Raw genomic sequence first — 18,298 nt, 5'->3', positions numbered from 1 at the left:
CAGGTTCGGGTTGGGGCCGGGGACGTGCTGGATTAAGATGGAGCCGACGACAAGGAGTCCACCGTGAGCCCAAGCCTGAACCCGAATGTGAACCTGAATCTGTTGCCCACCCTCAAGGTGCTGCTGGCGACCCGCAACCTCAGCCGGGCGGCAGAGCAGTTGCACCTGAGCCAGCCGGCCATCAGCAAGCAGCTGGGACAGCTGCGGGAGGCCTTTGGCGATGAGCTGCTGGTGCGGGAGGGGCAGCGCTGGCTGTTGACCCCGAGGGCCGAGGCGCTGGCCGTCGAGCTCGGGCAGGCCCTGGGCGCCCTCGAGCGGCTCTATGCCCCCGCCACCTTCGTCCCCCAGCGCTGCGAGCGGGTGTTTCGGCTCGCCTCGTCGGATTATGTGGCCCAGTACATCCTGCCCGAGATCTGCGCCGAGCTGGCGCGTCAGGCGCCGGGGGCGGCGCTGGAGTACAGCCTGTGGGACAAGCGCCAGTTGCCCGAACTGTGGCGATCCGAGCTGGATCTGGTGTCCACCATCACGGATCTGGTGCCGGATCAGATCCGTGGCCTGCACCAGGGAGAGGACAGGCTGGTGGTGTTGATGGGGCGCCATCACCCCCTGGCCGGACGCCCCCTGACCCTGGCGGATTATCTGGCCTGGCCCCATCTGCAGGTGAGCGGTGGCGGGGACAAGGACAGCCCGGTGGAGCAGGTACTGGCGCCCCAGGGGCTCTCCCGGCGCTGGTTTGCCCGGGTGCCGTTTTTCCAGGCGGCCCTCGAGGTCTTGCTGCGCACCGACTGTCTGATGACCACCCCGGCCCATATCGCCTGGCAGCTGAGCCAGCAGCACGAGCTCTGCTTCGTGGACCTGCCGTTTGCGACCCGCTGCCAGCAGTACCACCTGATGTGGCACCAGCGCCATCATCAGGATCCGGCCCATCGCTGGTTTCGCGAGCTCGCCTTCCCCTTCCTGCGCAACCATCTGCAACGCACCCTCAAGGCGAGCCGGGCCTGGCTCTGATCCCGGCGCCACTATCATCCTGGGTTATGGGATCTATTCATAACTTTCACTACAGGCATGGTTCACCCGGCGCTACCTTGACCCCAGACAATCGATTGGAGTAGATGAGATGGAGTGGAGCAGCTGGTTGGCCCTGGTGGCCATCTGCGTGATGGGGGCCATCAGCCCGGGGCCCAGCCTGGCGCTGATCATTCGCAACACCATGCAGGGAGGGCAGGGCCACGGTGTGGCCACCGCGCTGGGCCACGGTCTGGGGGTCGGCATCTATGCCCTGATCACGGCCCTCGGTCTCGCCATCCTGCTTACCCAGACCCCGCTGCTGTTCGATCTCATCCGCTACGGCGGCGCGGCGTTTCTCGCCTGGCTCGGGATCAAGGCGCTGCTGGCCAAACCCGCAGGGGGTGAGGCCGGCCGCGAGGAGGGGCATCCGCCCCGGGGCCGTCAGGGGGCGTTCGAAGGCTTTATGGTGGCCTTCCTGAATCCCCAGCTCGCCATCTTCTTCATCGCCCTGTTCAGCCAGTTCGTGCACGTCGACACCGGCTGGCGCGAGGGGGGCATCATGATGCTGACCGCCGGCGGCATCGATGTGCTCTGGTACGTGCTGGTGGCCCTGCTGCTCTCCCGCGGGCCTGTCCTCTCCTGGCTCAAGGCCAAGTCGTCCGTGATCGACAAGGTCAGCGGCCTGGTGCTGCTGGGGCTGGCCCTCAAGGTGGTGATCTAGACCCGCGTCGGGTGCCAGCGTGGTCGGCACCATCTCTTTGCGCCCTTCTCCCCTGGCGGGAGAAGGGCTGGGGATGAGGGGGCAGCCAAACCGCGTACCGAGTCAATCCTGCATTCTGCGGTGATCTTAAGCGGGATCAAGGCGGGGGGCGCCGGGGCTCGTTAGAGTGGCGGGCATTTCTCGTCCGCCTTCAGACCAGACCCATGCAGGATCACACCCAGACTAACCGCCTCGAGCTGCTGGCCCCGGCCAAGAACCTCGCCTACGGCATCGAGGCCATCAACCATGGCGCCGATGCCGTCTACCTGGGCGGCCCCGCCTTCGGTGCCCGCAGCGCGGCGGGCAACTCCCTCGAGGACATCGAAGCCCTGGCCCGCCACGCCCACCGCTTCGGCGCCCAGGTGTTCGTCGCCTTCAATACCTTGCTGCACGATAGCGAGCTGGAGCAGGCCCGGCGCCTGACCCATCAGATCTACGAGGCGGGGGCCGATGCGCTGATCGTGCAGGACATGGGGCTGCTGGCGCTCGATTTGCCCCCCATAGCGCTGCACGCCAGCACCCAGACCGACAACCGCACCCCGGAAAAGGTGAGATTTCTGCAGGACGTGGGCTTCTCCCAGGTGGTGCTGGCCCGCGAGCTGTCCCTCGAGCAGATCCGTGCCATCAGCGCCCAGACCCAGGTGCAGCTGGAATTCTTTATCCACGGCGCCCTGTGCGTCTCCTACAGCGGCCAGTGCAACATCAGCCACGCCCGCACCGGGCGCAGCGCGAACCGCGGCGAGTGCGCCCAGCTCTGCCGGCTGCCCTGCTCCCTGCAAACGCCCATGGGGGAGGTGCTGGTGGAGAACAGCCACCTGCTCTCCTTGAAAGACATGGATCAGAGCGCGAACCTGGAGGCGCTGATCGCCGCAGGGATCCGCTCCTTCAAGATTGAGGGGCGCCTCAAGGGGCTGGATTACGTCAAGAACGTCACCGCCTGGTATCGCCAGAAGCTGGATGCCATCCTGGAGCGCCGCCCCGATCTGGTGGCCGCCTCCGCCGGTCGCTGTAGCTACGGTTTCACACCGGATCCCAAAAAGAGCTTCAACCGGGGCAGCACCGACTACTTCCTCCATGGCCGACAGCCAGGCATCGACTCCCCCAGAAGCCCGAAATACCTGGGGGAGCCGCTCGGCCGCGTCAGCAGGGTGACCCGAGATGGCATAGAGATAGACGGCAAACCCATGACCCTCAACAACGGCGACGGCCTCGGCTTCTTCAAGCCGGGTGGGGAGCTGGTGGGGATGCGCCTGAACAAGGTGGACGGCAGGCGTTTGCTGCTGTCCGAATCCATGCCGGGTCTCCAGGTGGGTACCGAGATCTTCCGCAACCACGATCAGGCCTTCAGCAAGCAGCTCGAGAAGGGGAGCGCGGATCGCCGCATCCGGATCGATATGCGGCTCTCTGAGTGCGATGAGGGATTGCGACTCGAACTGGTCGACGAGCAGGGTATAGGCGCCGCTGTCACGCTCCCCTGCGACCAGCAGCCGGCCGACAACCCGGCGCGGGCGCTGCAACAGGCCCGCGACCAGCTAGGCAAACTCGGCAACACCCTGTTTGTGGCTCGCCAGATTGAGTTGGCAGTAACGAGGCCCCTGTTCATTGCCGCATCCATGCTCAACGGCCTGCGCCGGGACGGCATTGCCGCCCTGGAGGCGGCCCATCTGGCTGCCTACCGGCGACCCGAGCGGCGCATCCCCCTGCGAGGCGCCGTCTATCCCCAGCATCGGCTCTCCTACCTCGGCAACGTGCTCAACGGCGCGGCGGAGCAGTTCTTTCGCGAACACGGGGTGGGGCGCATCGCCCCCGCCTATGAGGCGAACCAGGAGCAGCGGGAAGTGGTGCTGATGACCACCAAGCACTGCATCCGCTACAGCCAGAATCTCTGCCCGAAGGAGGTGCCCGGCCTCAAGGCCGAGCCCCTGGAATTGAAGATGGGTAAAGACAGTTTCCGCCTGCGCTTTGACTGCCACCGCTGCGAGATGCAGGTGATGGGCAGCCTCAAGCGCTGATGGCCTGTGCGGTCACCCTTCTGGGCATACCTTCTGGGCATAGGGCGGCAGCGGATTTGATGGCAGTATGGGGCGCTGCCTTGTCACGGATATCCCGTGATGAGGCGCCTTCCCCAGCCTTCTTCTGACAAAGGATCCGTCATGAACATCAATGCACTGCCGTTTTGCACCACCAACTGGGCCGACGTCCCGCCGACCGAACACCAGGGAGAGCGCGGCGTCGCCCGCTGGCACAGCCAGCAGTTCGGGGATCTGCGGGTGCGAATGGTGGAGTACTCCCCCGGCTATCTGGCGGATCACTGGTGCAGCAAGGGCCATGTGCTGCTCTGCCTCGAGGGGGAGCTGCACACCGAGTTGCAGGATGGCCGCGTCTTCACCCTGACGCCGGGCATGAGCTACCAGGTGGCGGATAACGCCGAACCCCATCGCTCCTACACCGAGCAGGGCGCCCGCCTCTTTATCGTCGACTGAGCCGCCCTCTCTCCCGCGTCCCCTTCAGGAACTTGCCATGCTTGAACTCAGACCCAACTGTGAATGCTGTGATCGGGATCTGCCCGCCGACACGGCGACGGCCTACATCTGCTCCTTCGAGTGCACCTTCTGCGCCGAGTGCAACGATCAGTATCTTCACCTGATCTGCCCCAACTGTGGCGGCGAGCTGGTCAGGCGCCCGCGCCGCCCGGCGGCCAAGCTGGTGAACAACCCCGCCTCCCTCAAACGCGTCTTCAATCCGGCTCTGAAAGCGACACTGGGCAAGGGGCGCTAGTTAGCGCCCCTCACAGGGCGTGCAGCGCCCAGCCAGAGAGATACAACCCCAGGCCGAACACGGCATGGTTGAGCAGGCTGTGAACCCGGGTCGACGCGGGATTCGGCATGCGGGAGGCGGCGATGCCCGCCCCCATGCAGGGCTGCATGACCAGAAAAGGGGCCGCCACGGTGACAAGACCCAGGACGAGGGCCGGGCCCGGGGTGGGCGCCAGCAACCAGCCCTGACCCTGGATGGCGATCAGCAGGGCGGCGAAGGCGATGCCGATGAGGTAGTGGGCGCTCCAGCCGATGAGACCTTCTGCCGGGATGGGGCTGGCCGCCCCCATGGCCTCATGACGGAAGCGGCCCTGGCCCATGTGGCCCAGCCAGCGCCCCATCATGGCGTAGCTCGGCAGCGGCATGCCAAACAGCGGCTTTCGCGCCACCCCCCACAGATCCATCAAGGCGGTTGCGCCGATCCCGATGAGCAGCACGGCGAGCGGAGTGTTCATGGTTTTTCCTTCCCTTGTGTTGACACTGACGCTAGCGTACGACTTCAAGTCGACTTGAAGTCAAGGGGAGAGTATGGACATTTCCGAGGTGGTGAAGCGGTCCGGGGTGCCCGCCTCGACGCTGCGTTTTTACGAGGAGAAGGGGCTGATCCAGCCCCTGGGCCGTCAGGGGATCCGGCGCCAGTTTGCGGCCAGCGTGCTGGAGCGTCTGGCGCTGATCGCCCTGGGGCGGGCCGCGGGTTTCTCTCTGGACGAGATTGCGCAGATGTTCGGGGAGGGCGGGCAGCCCGAGATAGACAGGGAGCGACTGCTGCACAAGGCCGAGGAGCTGGATCGCACCATAGGGCAGTTGACGGCCATGCGCGACGGTCTACGCCATGCCGCCATCTGCCCGGCGCCGAGCCATATGAGCTGTCCCACCTTTCGCCGCCTGCTGGGGGCCGCCGCCCGTGGCGTCATCCAGGGGCGCAAACCGCCGCGCCCCTGAGCCGGGGGCCCTTCAGCAGTCGATCCCCTCGAGCGCCAGCAGGGCCTGCTTGATGGGCAGGCCCCCCGCATAGCCGGTCAGGCTGCCGTTTTGCCCTATCACTCTATGGCAGGGCACTATGATGGAGAGCGGATTGCGGCCGTTCGCCGCCCCCACCGCCCGCACTGCGCTCGGCTTGCCGATGGCGCGGGCGATGTCGCCGTAGCTGCGGGTCTCCCCGTAGGGGATGTCGCACAGCGCCTGCCACACCGATTGCTGAAACGCCGTGCCTTGCGCCGCGAGGGGCAGGGTGAAGCGCTGCAAGCGGCCCGCGAAGTAGTCCCGAAACTCGGCAAGGAAGGGGGCCAGGGCCTGCGGGTCTTGCCGCCAGGCGTCCTGGATGAGGGGAGGGCGCTCGCCGGCCAGAAAATCCACGCGGCACAGGCCGCGCTCCTCGATGGCCACCAGCAAGGGGCCGCAGGGGGTGGCCAGCAGATCGTAACGGATCATGATGTCGTCTCCGGGTTGTCGGGGCGCGCCACCTTGGCGCCTCCCGCAGGGGATGTGGAAGTAATGCCCAGCAGCGCCGGGGCCGTGCTCATGGCGTGCCACAGCCAGCTGGCGCCATAGCCGCGCCAGGGGTGCCAGGGTGCGCTTCGTTCCAGCACCTCCTTCACCGGCAGCTTGTCACCGCCCCCCAGCGCCTTTTGCAGCACGAGATCCGAGGCGGGGAAGGCGTCCGTGTCCAGCCCGCAGCGCAGCCGCCAGTACGCGACCGTCCAGGGGCCTATGCCCGGCAGCGCGAGCAGTTGCTCGTCCCTTGCCGTGGCGAGGGTGAGTGCACCGCTCGCGAGCGCCGAGGCCACGCCCTGCAAGGTGCGGATGCGGCTGCCCGGCATGCCGATGCCGTCCAGATTGAGCGCGCACAGCTGCGCCGGGGTCGGCAGCGCCGCCTCGCCAAACTGCGCCTCTGTGCGCGCCACCAGCCGGCCCATGATGGTGATGGCGCCCTTCACCGACACCTGCTGGCCGACGATGGCGCGCAGCAGGACTTCATAATCGCTCCAGCCCGCAGGCAGGCGCACCCCGGGACTGTGCGCCGCGAGGCGCGCCAGCAATGGATCCTGCGTCAGGTGCGCGCTGATCTGGGCGAGATCCGCATCCAGATCCCACATGCGCCGCACCCGGTGCAGTATGTCCGGCAACGCGCGCGGCGCTACGCCACGCAGCGTCACGTTCAGGTAGTGACCGTCCCCGGGTTCGACCCGGATCCAGCCCGTCTGCCCCCGATAGTCATAGCGCCGCTCGTAGCCCTTTTCATCGACCCGCTCCAGCCCGGGGATGGCGCGCAGCCGGTAGAACGCCAGCATGGCGGACACGTCATAGGGGGGGCGATAACCGAGGCGCAGCGTGAGCGGCGCCTCCTCCCCGGGGGGCTGCCCGAGCGCGCGCTCGGCCCGAGGCGCCATGGCGTAGGCGTGCTGCCAGGCATCATTGAAGCGGCGAATGCTCGCAAAGCCCGCCGCGAACGCTATCTCTGTGATGGGCAGGCTCGTCTCGGTCAGCAGGCGTTTCGCGAGCAGCAGGCGGCGCGTCAGCTCCACCTGGCTCGGTGCCACCCCGAGGTGGCGCTCGAACTGGCGGCGCAGCGTGCGCTCGGTGACGCCGAGCGTGCGCGCAAACGCGGGCAGGGATTGCTCCGTGAGCGCGCCGCCGTCTATCCCCTTGAGCGCAAGCTCAAGCACCTCGGGCAGGCGGCGACCGGATCCGGGCGCGAGTTCGGGGCGACAGCGCAGGCAGGGGCGCAGCCCATGCTGCTCCGCGCTCGCGGCGCTCGGGAAGTAACGCACGTTGCGCTCGTGCGGTGCGCGCGCCGGGCAGATGGGGCGGCAATAGATGCCGGTGGACAGCACGCCGGTGAAGAAGCGGCCATCGAAGCGCGCATCGCGCGCGAGGCGCGCCTCCAGGCACTGGGCGCGGCTCAGGCCGATGCGGGCGTGTTCGTGCTGCTCGCCGTCATCGGTGGTGTTGCGCTCGCCCGGATCATGGGGCATGCCCGAAGCGGTGGTCGCCGAACGTGAACTGGCCATGGCGCGGCTCCTCTGGTGGTGGGGCTGGGCTGGATTGTCTGCCCATGGGGCGTGCGAGGGGGTTGGGGCCCGCTTCGCACTCGGTTCAGGGGCAGAGTAAGCGGGTGCGGGGCGAGATACTAGCCAGGATCGGACAGCAATGTAAAAAAACAGACGCCCGCAGGCGTCTGTTGCATAGATTGATGGCGTCGTGCATCAGGGCATCAGGGCAGATAGCGCTGCTCCAGGTGCTGGCGCAACCACCGGGGATTGAAACAGACGCCCGCAGGCGCCTGCTGCATGGGTTGATGGCGCAGGGCATCAGGGCATCAGGGCAGGTAGCGCTGCTCCAGGTGCTGGCGTAACCACCGGGGATTGAGCGCCTCGCCACTCGCGCGGCGCATCAGCTCGTCCGTGTCGAACGCGCGGCCGTGTTGCCACACATTATGTTGCAACCAGCCGAACACGTCGGCGAGTCGCCCCTCGGCCACCAGGGTGCCGAGGGACGCGCCGAGCGCACGCTCCAGCGCGAAGCGCAGCTGCGCCGCGTACATGGCGCCGAGCGTGTAACTCGGGAAGTAGCCGAACGAGCCGTCCGTCCAGTGGATGTCCTGCATGCAGCCATCCCGGTAGTTGTCCTTCGTTGACAGCCCGAGCCACTGCTGCATCTTCGCATCCCACAGCGCGGGGATGTCCGCCACCTCGATGCGCCCCTCGATGAGATCGCGCTCCAGCTCGTAGCGCAGGATCACGTGGGCCGGGTACGTCACTTCGTCGGCATCGACCCGGATGAGACCAGGCTCGACGCCGAGGTACAGGCGCGCCAGGTTCTCGGGGGCGAGGGCGGGTTGGGTGCCGAAGTGGCGGGCGATGTGCGGCGCTATCAGGTTCAGGAACGCAGGATCATGGCCGAGCTGCATCTCGCAAAACAGGCTCTGGCTCTCGTGAATGCCCATGGATCGCGCCTCGGCCACCGGTTGGCCCAGCAGTGCGCGCGGCAATCCCTGCTCGTAACGGGCGTGGCCCGTCTCGTGCACTATGCCCATCAGGCTGGAGACGAACTCGTCCTCGTTGTAGCGCGTGGTGATGCGTACGTCCGTCGGCACGCCGCCGCAGAACGGGTGACTGCTCACGTCGAGGCGGCCGTGGGCGAAATCGAAGCCGAGCAGTGCCATCACCTCCTGGCCGAGCGCCTGCTGGCTCGCGATGGGGAAGGGGCCCCGGGGCTGCAAGGGTTGCGTCTGGCGCTGGCGCGCCGTCACGTTCTGGATGAGGCCCGGCAACCACTGGCCGAGCTCGCCGAAGATGACGTCCAGCCGCGCGCTCGTCATGCCGGGTTCGTACAGCGCCAGCATGGCGTCATAGGGACGCACCGCGAGCGCCTCGGCGCGCAAGCTGGCCACCTCCCGGGACAGGCGCACCACCTCCTCGAGGTTCGGGGCAAAGCCTGCCCAGTCGTTCTCCTTGCGCTGGCGGCGCCAGGCGTGCTCGCAGCGGCTGCCCGCCAGGGACAGCGCCTCCACCAGATCCCCCGGCAGCAGGGTCGCATCCCGCCACTGGCGCTTGATCTCGTGCAGGTTCGCCCGTTGCAGCTCGCTCAGGGGCTCGGCCTCGGCTTCGGCGATCCACTGGGCCAGCTGCGGCGCCGTGCGCTCGGTGTGCAGCAGCAGATCCAGCTCCGCCATGGCCTCGGCGCGCGCCTCGTTGCCCCCCTGGGGCATGACGGCGGCCTGATCCCAGCCGCAGATGGCGCCAAGGTGGGAGAGGCGGTAGAGCCGCTGCTGGTGTTGCTCCAATCGTTGATATGACATAAGGGGTCCTTGTTATTGTGGTTGGGTCCTGGCTGCCATCCGGCAGGCCCGCTCCTGGCAAGGACGGGCGTCCCGATGCTAGCACCGGCCGCGGCGACGGGCCAGCACCCGCCCGGTCAGCCGAGGCGCTGCTGGTGGCGCTCCCGGTTCTGGGCCTTCTTCTGCTCGCTCTTGCGCAGCAACACATAGAGGGCACCGCTGCCGCCGTGGTGCGGCTGGGCGCTGTGGGCCGCCATCACGCTCGGCAGACAGGGCAGCCAGGCGCTGATCTGGCTCTTGAGTCGCCCCCGTTTTTCGCCCTCAAGGGAGGGGGCTGACCGGGCTGGCCCTTCGCCCCGGCCATGGAGGATCAGCAGGCAGCGGATGTCGCGCCGCTCGCAGTCGCGCAGGAAGTCGACCAGGGCCCGGCGCGCTGTGGCGGCGCAGATCCAGGCTGCCTTGCAGCGCGTATTTGCCGAGGCGCAGCTTCTTGTAGACCCCCTCCTGCACGCCGTCGCGCTTGAAGCCGACGATGGCGTGGGGGTCGAGGGCGGGGGCGGGATCCAGGGAGAGCAGGTCCATCTCGTCGCTGCTGCCATGGGCGGCGGCGTGGCGCCGGGCGAGCTGGGCCTCGCTCGCGCCGACTGCGCCGGGCTGGGTGCTGATACGGTCGTGGCGCATGGGTTTCACATCGGCCACTTCCTGCAGGAAGAGTGAGCGTTCGTCGTTATCGGACACGGCAGGCTCCTGGAGAGTAGGAATGAGCCTTGCAGTCTAGCGTTAGCGATGCCGGGAGAGAATCGTCAGCGATGCCGGGCGAGCAGGAACCGCGCAGGGGAGCGCAGCCAGCCCGGCTGGGGGAGGGGGCCAGGTCGTCGACCCAACAGGGGGCCTGGGCCCCCTGCTGGGTCGGTGGCGGGTAGGCGCTTCAGTGATGGGGCGCCTTGGGAGAGGGCTGACCCTGCTCCACCGGCGGCTGCGCCTTGTGTACCTTGTAGATGAAGTAACCGGCGTAGAAGCTGATCAGCGCCACCGTCACCAGTATGACCAGCATGGACATCCACCCCACCGGGTGGCCAAACATCAGGTTCAACCAAAAATCCATCTCATCCGCTCCTGCCATTCGTCGATGACAGGCATGATAGATACCTCTTTATGGGGCAGAGATGATCTCGATCAACTCCCATGCTGCTTATTTAATCGCTGGCTGACCCTGTGATGGCGCGCACAGACCCGGATTGGGTCAGGGGCTCGATGCGCCAGCCCGCCCCCTCGAGCAGGGCCAGCAGTCCCTGCTCTCCATACAGGTGCAGGGCACCGACCACCACGAAGCTCTCGGTGGGCAGGGCGGGCAGGCGGCGCAGCCAGTCGTGATTGCGGCGGGCCAGCAGGGTCTGCTCCAGCCACTGTTGCAGCGCCGGGGGGGCCATCTCCTCCCTGAGCAGGGCGATGAGCCGCGCCTCGTCCCCGTCCTGCCAGGCGGCCAGGATGGCGGCGAAGCTGGTGCCGAGCTCGGGCAGCTCGTCCAGAGTGGCGGCCAGCATCAGATCCTGATGCTCTGCCACGCTGGCGAGGTAGCCGAGCTGCTCGGTCAGGGTCTCGAGCCCCTGCACCGGCTTGCCTCCTTGGGCGGCGCGGTTGGCGAAGTGCTGATCGATACCGTACTCGCCGCTAAAGGGGCTCTTCGCCAGGGCCTGCTGGGTCAGACTGATGGCGGCAAACCAGGGTTGCAGGCCGTCCAGGCTGGCTGGCGGCAGGCCCAGCCGGCTCGCCGCCTCCTGGGTGCGCCGATAGAGCGCCGGGGGGATAGTGTCCGCCAGGGTCTGTCCCGGCGCCAGCCGGGTCAGGCTCGCCACCTGCTGCCATTCGTCGACCGGGATGGCCGCCATGTCCACCTCGAGCACCAGGACGCGGCTCTGGGCCCAGGCCCGCTCTATGGCGCCTGGCAGGGGGTAGCTGCTCGCCTGGGCGGCATGGATGGAGCCCAGCAGCCAGAACTGCTGATCTCCCTTGCTGAGGTGATAGAAGGCGGGTTCGGCCAGCAGACGGGTCGGCAGCAGCAGCCAGAGCAGCAGGGGCAGTAGCAGGCGAGGGACGGACATGGCACTCCTTGATGGATGGCAGTTTGCACATGATTCGGGTGATGGCTTGGGTCTATGATAAGGCCTCATTCCTATCAGCCAAGAGGTTTCCCATGCCCCACCTGCGTTTTCGCGCCGTCGACATCGAGGTCTTGCAGCGCATCAGCGCCCCCCTGGTCGCGGATCTGTGCGCCCTGACCGGCGGCAAGCCGGAGTTTGTCACCCTGGAGTCTCTGGGGAGCCGGTTTGTGCGTGACGGCCAGCCGGAGGCGGGCAACCCCTTCGTCGAGCTGCTCTGGTTCGCCCGCCCCCAGGCGGTGCAGGACGAGGCGGCGGCCCTCATCACCCGCCATCTCAAGCAGGCCCTCGGCGAGCAGACCCATGTGGTGGTACAGGTGATGGCCATCGACAAGTCCGCCTACTACAGCAATGGCGAGCACTACTGATCGAGCCTCGTTTTGCCTATGTCGGGCAGGCCAGCTAATAAGGTCCCCCTTATTACGACAGCAATGGCGAGCACGACTGATCGAGCCTCGTTTTGCCTATGTCGGGCAGGCCAGGTAATGAGGTCCCCCGTATTACGACAGCAATGGCGAGCACGACTGATCGAGCCTCGTTTTGCCGATGTCGGGCGGACCAGGGGATAAGGTCCCCCTTATCACGACAGCAATGGCGAGCACGACTGATAGGGTGATCTGATCCGGCTGGTGCAAGCCGGGCAGCCCCGGGCAGCAGCGATAGCGGTATGCCGGGACCGGATGCCAGTCCGGATCAGGCCGACTTGCCGAGGATCAGATCCAGCCAGCGGCTTGGCAGGAGGCGGCGCAGCCAGGCAAACAGCCGGGTGGGGAAGGTGACCGGGTAGCGGTGCCTGGGGCGCGGGCTGGTGAGCGCGTGGAGCAGCGGCGGGACGCAGGCCTCGCTTGGCAGGGTGAAGCGCCCGCTCGGCCCCTCTTTCTCCAATCGCGCCAGGGTCTGGTCATAGTCGGCACTATGGCGGCTGGTGGCGGGATCTATGTGGCGCAGGAAGGCGGCGCGGGCGTTGGCCCGAAATTGGGTGTCGATGGGGCCTGGCTCTATCAGGCTGATGTGGACGCCGGTGCCGGCCAGCTCCAGGCGCAGGGTGTCGGTATACCCCTCCAGGGCGAACTTGCTGGCGTTGTAGGCGCCACGATACTTCATGGCGACCAGCCCCAGCACCGAGCTGTTTTGCACGATGCGCCCCTCGCCGACCGCCACCATGGTGGGCAGGATCTGGCGGATCAGGTGGTGCCAGCCAAACAGATTGGTATTGAACTGGGCCCGCAGGGCGGCAGTGGGCACGTCTTCCAGGGCGCCGGGCTGGCCGTAGGCGCCGTTGTTGAACAGGCCGTACAGGCGGCCTCCTGCCAGGGCCAGGGCGGCCCGGGCGCCGGCCTCTATGCTGGCCTCGTCATCGAGATCCAGCTGCACCGCGAGCAATCCCTCCTCTCTGAGGCGGGCCACGTCCTCCGGGCGTCTGGCCGAGGCGATGGCGGTCAGACCGGCGCCCTGAAGCGCCCGGGCGGCGGCCAGACCGATGCCGCTGGAGCAGCCGGTGATCAGCACGAAACGGGACATGACACTCTCCTCATGGATGGGAAAGGGGACATGGTAGCGTGCGGCGCCAAAAAACAAAACCGGGCCAATTGGCCCGGTTTTTCTTTATCGTCAGCGGCTTACAGAATGGTAAACGGCATGATGATGTGGAACTTGACGTCATGCTCGGAGGTGAACATGTTCGGGTAGTACCAGCTGCCCTTCTCGTCCTGCTTGTTGTTGTAGTCGGTGTAGTGCAGCTTGAACAGGGTGCCCTTCAGCTTGCCATCTTGCACCGTGTACATGACGTCGAAGTTGGCGGCCCACTCTTCACCGTCCTTATCCAGGCTCTTGTCGCCGTTCTGAGCACCCCAGCCATAGGCACCGGAGACACCGACGGTCCAGCCGGGGGCGCCGACCAGGTCATCCAGGGAGCGGGTCACCCCGGCAAACAGGGCGATCTCGCCGTTCTCGTTCCAGTCGGAGCGGGAATCCCACCAGATCTCGTTCGCGCCCTGGGAGTTGGCATAGCCTGTGGTCAGACGGGGCAGGTAGTTGCCCAGGTCGCCGTCGGCCTTGGTGTAAAGCGCCTCGGTACGGAAACCGTACGGGCCCATGGCCCAGCTGGCGGTCAGGGCCTGTTGCCATGCCAGACCGTCGTAGTCGTCGTTGTCCGTGGTGGAGCCGTAGAACTGGTAGCTGGTGTTCAGGCCGCCCAGTACGTCAAACTTGTGGGCCAGCTTGAAGTGGTAGCTGTCCATGTAGCCTTGGGATTGACCGAAGGAGCCGGTGATGGCGGTGCCACCCTCGAAGGTGTAACGGGCGGCCAAGCCGTGGATGTAGTCGATCTCGTTTTCGCTGTTGAAGGCGACATCGCTGCCGGCATACATGGTCTTCTTGGAGAAGCCTGCAGTCTCCTTGAACCAGGGCGCCTTGTACTCATCGGCGATGGCGTAGGTCAGGTAGAGGCCACCGAAGTTGCCCTCGATCTGGCCACCACGGTAGGTACCGGGCTGATAGGACCAGTTGACCCCCAGGATACCCGGGACGTAGAGCTGGGTCAGACCCCCCTTGGCGGTGACAGCGTCACCGAACTTGAATTTCAGGGCCGCGTTGGAGAGGCTGAAGCCACCCTCGGGCACGCCGTCCATCTTGTCGCCCCACTTCTTGCCGATGAAGGAGAATTCGTTCTCCTCGTTGACACCGTTGCTCTCGTCGACGGAGAGGTCATAGGCGCCGAAACCGCCGACATCCACACCGACCACATCCCAGGCGTAGCCGGAGTTGTAGTTCAGGGCGAGCTGGGTGGTGGCATGGCTCAGGTTGGAGTGGTACTTGCCATCACCGTCTTCACCACCCTGGATGCGCTGACGGTCGCGCTGGAAGTAGAAGAGGCCACCGTTGAGTTTGCCCTCTTCGTAGAATTTGCTGGCGGCGGCCTGATAGGCGGGGCCAGCGTCGTCGGCTGCGAATGCCAGACCGGGGGCGAGCAGGGCGGCGATGACCGCACTGCTCAGGGCAGCACGTTTGAAGATCACTTTTTCCATTTCGAATTGCTCCTGATTTTATGGACTTAGCTTTTTTATCCGGCGATCTGGCGTGATGCCGCCGCGCGGTTTTGGCATTGCAATCAAGACCCCGAAGGGCAAAAACGTTTCTGTCGCTGTCCTGCCTCGATGACTTGGCGTATCGATGACGAACAGACTTGGCACTATGCAAACTTTATTTTTTTGTGTACCGACCTTGGCGTGCCGGTTGATTTCAAGAGTACGTTCGCGGTGCGAAATATCAATCAAAAGTTCCAGGCTCGTTTCAAAACTATGACAGAGTGCAAATAATTGTATCATTAAGCCGTTATTCGTCGAGAGGGCGCCATCGCTGGTCTAATAACGCTTTCATGGTTAATTATGTGGCCGGATGCGGCGGGAGAGGGGGGGCGCCGAACTTTCTCTGTTAACGCGAATTTAACAGTTGATTTTGCGCCACGAAAAAAGACCGCGCGAGGCGGTCTGTCGAAAGCAAGGGGGCGGGGCCTCAGCCCTGGTGGCCGAGGATCCTGGGGATCTGCTGGGCCTGATGGTGGATGTGGCCCGAGACCTGCACCGCCAGCTGGCTGACCTGGTGGGCATGCTGGCTGATCTTGCCGATCAGCGCCGCGAAGGTGGCGAGCTTGTGCTCCTGGCTCTTGGCGTTGTCCGCCCCCTGCAAGGCGATGACCGCCGTGCTGCGCGCCATGTCCCGCACCTGCTGGGTGGTCTGGCGCAGCTGCTCGGCCTGCTGGCGCTGCTGGGCCGACTCGTTGCGAATGCGGCCGAGGACCGAGGTGATCTGCTCCCCCGAGCCGGTGAGCCGCTGCAGTATCTCGGTGATCTGCGCCAGGGAGCGCTGGGTGTCGGCGGAGAGATGACGCACCTCGTCCGCCACCACGGCAAACCCGCGGCCATGCTCTCCCGCCCGCGCCGCCTCGATGGCGGCATTGAGCGCCAGCAGGTTGGTCTGCTGGGCGATGTGGTTGATGACATCGACGATGGCGGTGACGTCTTCCACCGAGCGGCGCAGCTGGGCCAGGGCGTCGCCGCTCTCATGGATGGCGAGGCCGGTCTGCTCGGTCGCCAGCAGCATGCCCCCCACCAGTCGCTCGCTGTCGGTCATGGACTGCTCGTTGTGCTGGGCATGGAGGGCGATATCCGCGGCCACCTGGTGCACCTCGCTGGCGAGCTGGTTCAGCTCGTTCATCATCTGCTCCCCCTCTCCGACCGCCTGCTCTGTGGTGTGGGTGCTCTGGTGAATGTCCTGCACCTGGCTGACCATGCCCTGCAGGCTGAGGGAGACGGCCTCGAGCTGCTCCTCCTTGTGGGCCTGCTCCTGCTGCTTGTGGGCCAGCAGGCGGTTGTAGCTCGCCACTATGTCCGCCAGCTCGTTGCGCTCGCGCCCCTGGGGCAGGGGTTCGGCCAGGCCGGTCTGCTCGAGCTGGGCGAAGGCGGCGCGCAGCCGGATCAGGGGGCGCACTATCCAGCGGCGCTGGCACCAGGCGAACAGCAGCGCCGTCAGCACCAGGCCGAGGGCCAGGCTGCCGAGCACGGTGGCCAGATGCTGATTGACCCTATGACGCTCGGCGCCGAGGGCGTCCCCCATCCGGGTCATGGCCGCCAGCATCTGCTCGAGATCCCGATTGACCGCCTCCCGGGCCTGCTGCTGGCGGGTGAGGGCCTGCTGGCTGTTGGTCAGCTCCTGGGGATAGCGGCGCAGCAGGCTCTGCAACTCGCTGCGAGGCTGCTGGCCAAGATCCCGGCGCTCTGGCTCCCCCAGGGTGAACTCATCCTGGGCGGGGGCGGGTTCGAGCAGCCCCAGCAGCGGCAGGGCGGCGAGGGCATCGGCCTGACGGCTCAGGCTGGCGAGCTCGAATTGCAGGGCCTCGAGCTGCTTGGCGCTGCCCTGGGCCATGTATTGCTGGCGCAGATGAATGAGGTGGGGCAGGGCGGCCAGCAGATCGGCGGCCCCCTGGCGATAGTCGGCGGCGGCGGGCGCCTCGCTGCCCTGGCCGTAGCGCAGCAGCGCCTTGGCCTGGGCGGTCAGCTCCCGTTCGGCGTTTTGCAGCAGCTCCTGGCTGTTGCCCGACAGCTTGCCGGCGGCCAGATAGTCGCTCTCTATCTTCTTGCCCATCCGATCCAGCTGCCCCTTGAGCGCCTCCACGGGGGGGCCCGACATCTGCTCGAGCTGGCCGATGGCGAGGCGGCGCGCCCCCTCGGCACTGGCCAGGCGCACGGGGTCGCCGCTGGCGAGGTAGTCGCGCAGGGCCCCCTGCAGCGTGGTGGCGAGGCGCAGCTCCAGTCGCTCGTGCAGGCGCTGGCTGGATTCACTGCGGTCGAGCTGGCGCCAGCCATAGCCCAGGGCGGTGGCGAGCACGCAGGCCAGCAGCAACAAGATGAGGGCGGCAAGGGAAGAGTAACGGGAGATATTCACCAGAAGAGTCCTGCTTGAACGACGAACGGCGCCAGCTTAAGCAGGATTGATGGCAGTTTCATGACAGGGGTCAAAACGGCCTGCGCGTGGAAACCTGACCCCGGGATCAGCGGTTTGCTGCTGCCTCTGGGTCAGCCGCTTGCTGCCACCTAGAGGGACAGTGGCTTGACCTTGGTCGGCCCCGCCCTGAGGCCCGGCAGGGCGCCGCCCGGGATCGGCCGTCAGGGTCAGCGGTTTGCTGCTGCCTCTGGGTCAGCCGTTTGCGGCCGCCTCGGGGGACAGTGGCTTTACCTTGGCTGAACCAGCCTTGAGACCCGGCAGGGCGCCGCCCGGGATCGGCCGTCAGGGTCAGCGGTTTGCTGCTGCCTCTGGGTCAGCCGTTTGCGGTCGCCTCGGGGGGCAGTGGCTTGACCTTGGTCGGCCCCGCCCTGAGGCCCAGCAGGGCGCCGCCCAGGATAAGGCTGCCGGCCAGCACGTGGCGCAGGGTCAGGGTCTCGCCGTTGAGCCAGACCAGCAGCAGGGTGCTGAGCAGGGGGGTGAGGTAGGCCAGGGCGCCGATGCGGCGCGGATCCCCGTCCCGCAGCGCCAGATACCAGGTGACGAAGGCCGCCCCCATGGGGCCGAGGGCCAGACCCATGATGAGCCCCCAGTCGCCGCTCGGTATGGTCGCCAGAGGCAGGGGGCCCTCCAGCCCCCGGGCCAGCAGCAGGGCCAAGAGCCCTGCGGGCAGGCAGGCCGCCGCCGTCACCACCGCAGGGGCGGGGGGCAGGCGGCGCGACAGCACCGAGTAGCCGCCCCAGATGATGGCGGCCCCGAGCGCCAGCAGGTAGCCGGGCAGGTGGGCCGATTGCAGTTGCAGCTCGCCATCGACCATCACCAGCACGCTGCCGGCAAGGCCGAGCAGGCCCGCCAGCAGGTGTCGCCCCTGGAGGGGGTGGCCCGGCAGCAGCAATGGGGTGAACAGTATGATGAACAGCGGCCAGAGGTAGTTGATGAGGTTCGCCTCCAGCACGGGGGCGTGGCGAAAGCTCATGAACAGCAGCAGGTGATAGCAGAGCAGGGCCGTGATGGTGACCAGCCAGGTCTGGGGGCTGGCGCGCCACTGGCGCCAGAACGGCAGGGCGAGGGCGCCGCAACACAGCAGTACCAGGCCCACCAGTACCAGGGGGGAGACGCTGGTGACCCGGGAGGTGAGGGCGGCCAGGGAGGCCCACAGCAAGATGGTGAGCAGGGCGAAAGCGGTGGAGCGATCGCGCAGGGGCGAACCAGACATCTTCCAATCCTTGTGAGAGAAGCCAACGAGGGGGCCAGTCTAGCAGACGGGCCCCCTCGA

General features: G+C 66.7%; 18 protein-coding genes and 1 pseudogene. 7 read left to right on the top strand and 12 right to left on the bottom strand.

Going from position 1 to position 18,298, the window contains the following annotated elements:
* The first annotated feature begins 63 nt into the window (after window positions 1–63).
* The 5 genes from ACLHZ1_RS04305 (at window position 64) to ACLHZ1_RS04285 (ending at window position 4,546) form a co-directional block, all read left to right on the top strand.
* The gene (locus tag ACLHZ1_RS04305) at window positions 64–1,008 is read left to right on the top strand and encodes a LysR family transcriptional regulator (RefSeq protein WP_427261113.1); all 945 of its coding nucleotides are present in this window, start codon (window positions 64–66) and stop codon (window positions 1,006–1,008) included.
* A gap of 109 nt (window positions 1,009–1,117) precedes the next feature.
* Window positions 1,118–1,729, top strand: a complete 612-nt coding sequence (locus ACLHZ1_RS04300) for a LysE family translocator (protein WP_427261112.1) — start codon at window positions 1,118–1,120, stop codon at window positions 1,727–1,729.
* A gap of 203 nt (window positions 1,730–1,932) precedes the next feature.
* On the top strand, window positions 1,933–3,780 hold the full coding sequence (locus ACLHZ1_RS04295) for a peptidase U32 family protein (protein WP_427261111.1): 1,848 nt from the start codon (window positions 1,933–1,935) through the stop codon (window positions 3,778–3,780).
* A gap of 141 nt (window positions 3,781–3,921) precedes the next feature.
* On the top strand, window positions 3,922–4,251 hold the full coding sequence (locus ACLHZ1_RS04290; RefSeq protein ID WP_427261110.1) for a DHCW motif cupin fold protein: 330 nt from the start codon (window positions 3,922–3,924) through the stop codon (window positions 4,249–4,251).
* 37 nt (window positions 4,252–4,288) lie between these two features.
* Window positions 4,289–4,546, top strand: coding sequence for a DUF1272 domain-containing protein (locus ACLHZ1_RS04285; protein ID WP_427261109.1), 258 nt, complete (start codon window positions 4,289–4,291; stop codon window positions 4,544–4,546).
* A gap of 10 nt (window positions 4,547–4,556) precedes the next feature.
* Here ACLHZ1_RS04285 and ACLHZ1_RS04280 read toward each other — a convergent pair whose 3' ends face one another.
* The gene (locus tag ACLHZ1_RS04280) at window positions 4,557–5,039 is read right to left on the bottom strand and encodes a DUF2938 domain-containing protein (RefSeq protein WP_427261108.1); all 483 of its coding nucleotides are present in this window, start codon (window positions 5,037–5,039) and stop codon (window positions 4,557–4,559) included.
* A gap of 73 nt (window positions 5,040–5,112) precedes the next feature.
* Between ACLHZ1_RS04280 and ACLHZ1_RS04275 the strand changes: the two genes are divergently transcribed.
* Window positions 5,113–5,526, top strand: a complete 414-nt coding sequence (locus ACLHZ1_RS04275; RefSeq protein ID WP_427261107.1) for a helix-turn-helix domain-containing protein — start codon at window positions 5,113–5,115, stop codon at window positions 5,524–5,526.
* 12 nt (window positions 5,527–5,538) lie between these two features.
* On the opposite strand, the gene ACLHZ1_RS04270 is transcribed toward ACLHZ1_RS04275, so the two are convergent.
* The 6 genes and pseudogenes from ACLHZ1_RS04270 to ACLHZ1_RS04245 form a co-directional block, all read right to left on the bottom strand.
* Window positions 5,539–6,015, bottom strand: coding sequence for a methylated-DNA--[protein]-cysteine S-methyltransferase (locus tag ACLHZ1_RS04270; RefSeq protein WP_427261106.1), 477 nt, complete (start codon window positions 6,013–6,015; stop codon window positions 5,539–5,541).
* A complete protein-coding gene (locus ACLHZ1_RS04265; RefSeq protein WP_427261170.1) occupies window positions 6,012–7,559 on the bottom strand; it encodes an AlkA N-terminal domain-containing protein in 1,548 nt (515 codons plus the stop codon). The genes ACLHZ1_RS04270 and ACLHZ1_RS04265 overlap by 4 nt, the downstream gene beginning before the upstream one ends.
* A gap of 344 nt (window positions 7,560–7,903) precedes the next feature.
* The gene (locus ACLHZ1_RS04260) at window positions 7,904–9,385 is read right to left on the bottom strand and encodes a carboxypeptidase M32 (protein WP_427261105.1); all 1,482 of its coding nucleotides are present in this window, start codon (window positions 9,383–9,385) and stop codon (window positions 7,904–7,906) included.
* A gap of 116 nt (window positions 9,386–9,501) precedes the next feature.
* Window positions 9,502–10,102 (bottom strand): annotated as a pseudogene (gene smrA / locus ACLHZ1_RS04255) (DNA endonuclease SmrA).
* A 190-nt stretch (window positions 10,103–10,292) separates the two neighbouring features.
* Window positions 10,293–10,469, bottom strand: a complete 177-nt coding sequence (locus tag ACLHZ1_RS04250) for a DUF3149 domain-containing protein (protein WP_427261104.1) — start codon at window positions 10,467–10,469, stop codon at window positions 10,293–10,295.
* A gap of 91 nt (window positions 10,470–10,560) precedes the next feature.
* Window positions 10,561–11,466 carry a TraB/GumN family protein gene (locus tag ACLHZ1_RS04245; RefSeq protein WP_427261103.1) on the bottom strand — a complete coding sequence of 302 codons (906 nt, stop codon included), beginning with the start codon at window positions 11,464–11,466 and terminating at the stop codon, window positions 10,561–10,563.
* 92 nt (window positions 11,467–11,558) lie between these two features.
* Here ACLHZ1_RS04245 and ACLHZ1_RS04240 point away from each other — a divergent pair, with 92 nt between their 5' ends.
* Window positions 11,559–11,891, top strand: coding sequence for a DUF1904 family protein (locus ACLHZ1_RS04240; protein WP_427261102.1), 333 nt, complete (start codon window positions 11,559–11,561; stop codon window positions 11,889–11,891).
* Window positions 11,892–12,216: 325 nt separating this feature from the next.
* On the opposite strand, the gene ACLHZ1_RS04235 is transcribed toward ACLHZ1_RS04240, so the two are convergent.
* From ACLHZ1_RS04235 to ACLHZ1_RS04215, 5 genes are all read right to left on the bottom strand, one after another.
* Window positions 12,217–13,044, bottom strand: coding sequence for an SDR family oxidoreductase (locus tag ACLHZ1_RS04235; protein ID WP_427261101.1), 828 nt, complete (start codon window positions 13,042–13,044; stop codon window positions 12,217–12,219).
* 98 nt (window positions 13,045–13,142) lie between these two features.
* Window positions 13,143–14,549, bottom strand: a complete 1,407-nt coding sequence (locus ACLHZ1_RS04230) for an OprD family outer membrane porin (RefSeq protein ID WP_427261100.1) — start codon at window positions 14,547–14,549, stop codon at window positions 13,143–13,145.
* Window positions 14,550–14,567: 18 nt separating this feature from the next.
* Window positions 14,568–14,849: a hypothetical protein gene (locus ACLHZ1_RS04225; RefSeq protein WP_427261099.1), complete on the bottom strand. Its 282-nt coding sequence runs from the start codon at window positions 14,847–14,849 to the stop codon at window positions 14,568–14,570.
* 187 nt (window positions 14,850–15,036) lie between these two features.
* Window positions 15,037–16,965 carry a methyl-accepting chemotaxis protein gene (locus tag ACLHZ1_RS04220; RefSeq protein ID WP_427261098.1) on the bottom strand — a complete coding sequence of 643 codons (1,929 nt, stop codon included), beginning with the start codon at window positions 16,963–16,965 and terminating at the stop codon, window positions 15,037–15,039.
* A gap of 373 nt (window positions 16,966–17,338) precedes the next feature.
* Window positions 17,339–18,238, bottom strand: coding sequence for a DMT family transporter (locus ACLHZ1_RS04215; protein WP_427261097.1), 900 nt, complete (start codon window positions 18,236–18,238; stop codon window positions 17,339–17,341).
* Between the last annotated feature and the right edge of the window lie 60 nt (window positions 18,239–18,298).

The sequence above is a fragment of the Aeromonas sobria genome (assembly GCF_050266975.1).
GTDB lineage: Bacteria > Pseudomonadota > Gammaproteobacteria > Enterobacterales > Aeromonadaceae > Aeromonas > Aeromonas sobria_B.
The sequence above is the reverse complement of the archived record's forward strand: the minus strand, read 5'-3'. Positions and strand labels throughout refer to the sequence as shown.

What these genes read in the sequence shown, in the direction of transcription:
- ACLHZ1_RS04300 (WP_427261112.1), top strand. Translation starts at nt 1,118, where the DNA reads ATGGAGTGGAGCAGCTGGTTGGCCCTGGTGGCCATCTGCGTGATGGGG.
- ACLHZ1_RS04295 (WP_427261111.1), top strand. Translation starts at nt 1,933, where the DNA reads ATGCAGGATCACACCCAGACTAACCGCCTCGAGCTGCTGGCCCCGGCC.
- ACLHZ1_RS04290 (WP_427261110.1), top strand. Translation starts at nt 3,922, where the DNA reads ATGAACATCAATGCACTGCCGTTTTGCACCACCAACTGGGCCGACGTC.
- ACLHZ1_RS04285 (WP_427261109.1), top strand. Translation starts at nt 4,289, where the DNA reads ATGCTTGAACTCAGACCCAACTGTGAATGCTGTGATCGGGATCTGCCC.
- ACLHZ1_RS04280 (WP_427261108.1), bottom strand. Translation starts at nt 5,039, where the DNA reads ATGAACACTCCGCTCGCCGTGCTGCTCATCGGGATCGGCGCAACCGCC.
- ACLHZ1_RS04275 (WP_427261107.1), top strand. Translation starts at nt 5,113, where the DNA reads ATGGACATTTCCGAGGTGGTGAAGCGGTCCGGGGTGCCCGCCTCGACG.
- ACLHZ1_RS04270 (WP_427261106.1), bottom strand. Translation starts at nt 6,015, where the DNA reads ATGATCCGTTACGATCTGCTGGCCACCCCCTGCGGCCCCTTGCTGGTG.
- ACLHZ1_RS04265 (WP_427261170.1), bottom strand. Translation starts at nt 7,559, where the DNA reads ATGCCCCATGATCCGGGCGAGCGCAACACCACCGATGACGGCGAGCAG.
- ACLHZ1_RS04260 (WP_427261105.1), bottom strand. Translation starts at nt 9,385, where the DNA reads ATGTCATATCAACGATTGGAGCAACACCAGCAGCGGCTCTACCGCCTC.
- ACLHZ1_RS04250 (WP_427261104.1), bottom strand. Translation starts at nt 10,469, where the DNA reads ATGGATTTTTGGTTGAACCTGATGTTTGGCCACCCGGTGGGGTGGATG.
- ACLHZ1_RS04245 (WP_427261103.1), bottom strand. Translation starts at nt 11,466, where the DNA reads ATGTCCGTCCCTCGCCTGCTACTGCCCCTGCTGCTCTGGCTGCTGCTG.
- ACLHZ1_RS04240 (WP_427261102.1), top strand. Translation starts at nt 11,559, where the DNA reads ATGCCCCACCTGCGTTTTCGCGCCGTCGACATCGAGGTCTTGCAGCGC.
- ACLHZ1_RS04235 (WP_427261101.1), bottom strand. Translation starts at nt 13,044, where the DNA reads ATGTCCCGTTTCGTGCTGATCACCGGCTGCTCCAGCGGCATCGGTCTG.
- ACLHZ1_RS04230 (WP_427261100.1), bottom strand. Translation starts at nt 14,549, where the DNA reads ATGGAAAAAGTGATCTTCAAACGTGCTGCCCTGAGCAGTGCGGTCATC.
- ACLHZ1_RS04225 (WP_427261099.1), bottom strand. Translation starts at nt 14,849, where the DNA reads ATGATACAATTATTTGCACTCTGTCATAGTTTTGAAACGAGCCTGGAA.
- ACLHZ1_RS04215 (WP_427261097.1), bottom strand. Translation starts at nt 18,238, where the DNA reads ATGTCTGGTTCGCCCCTGCGCGATCGCTCCACCGCTTTCGCCCTGCTC.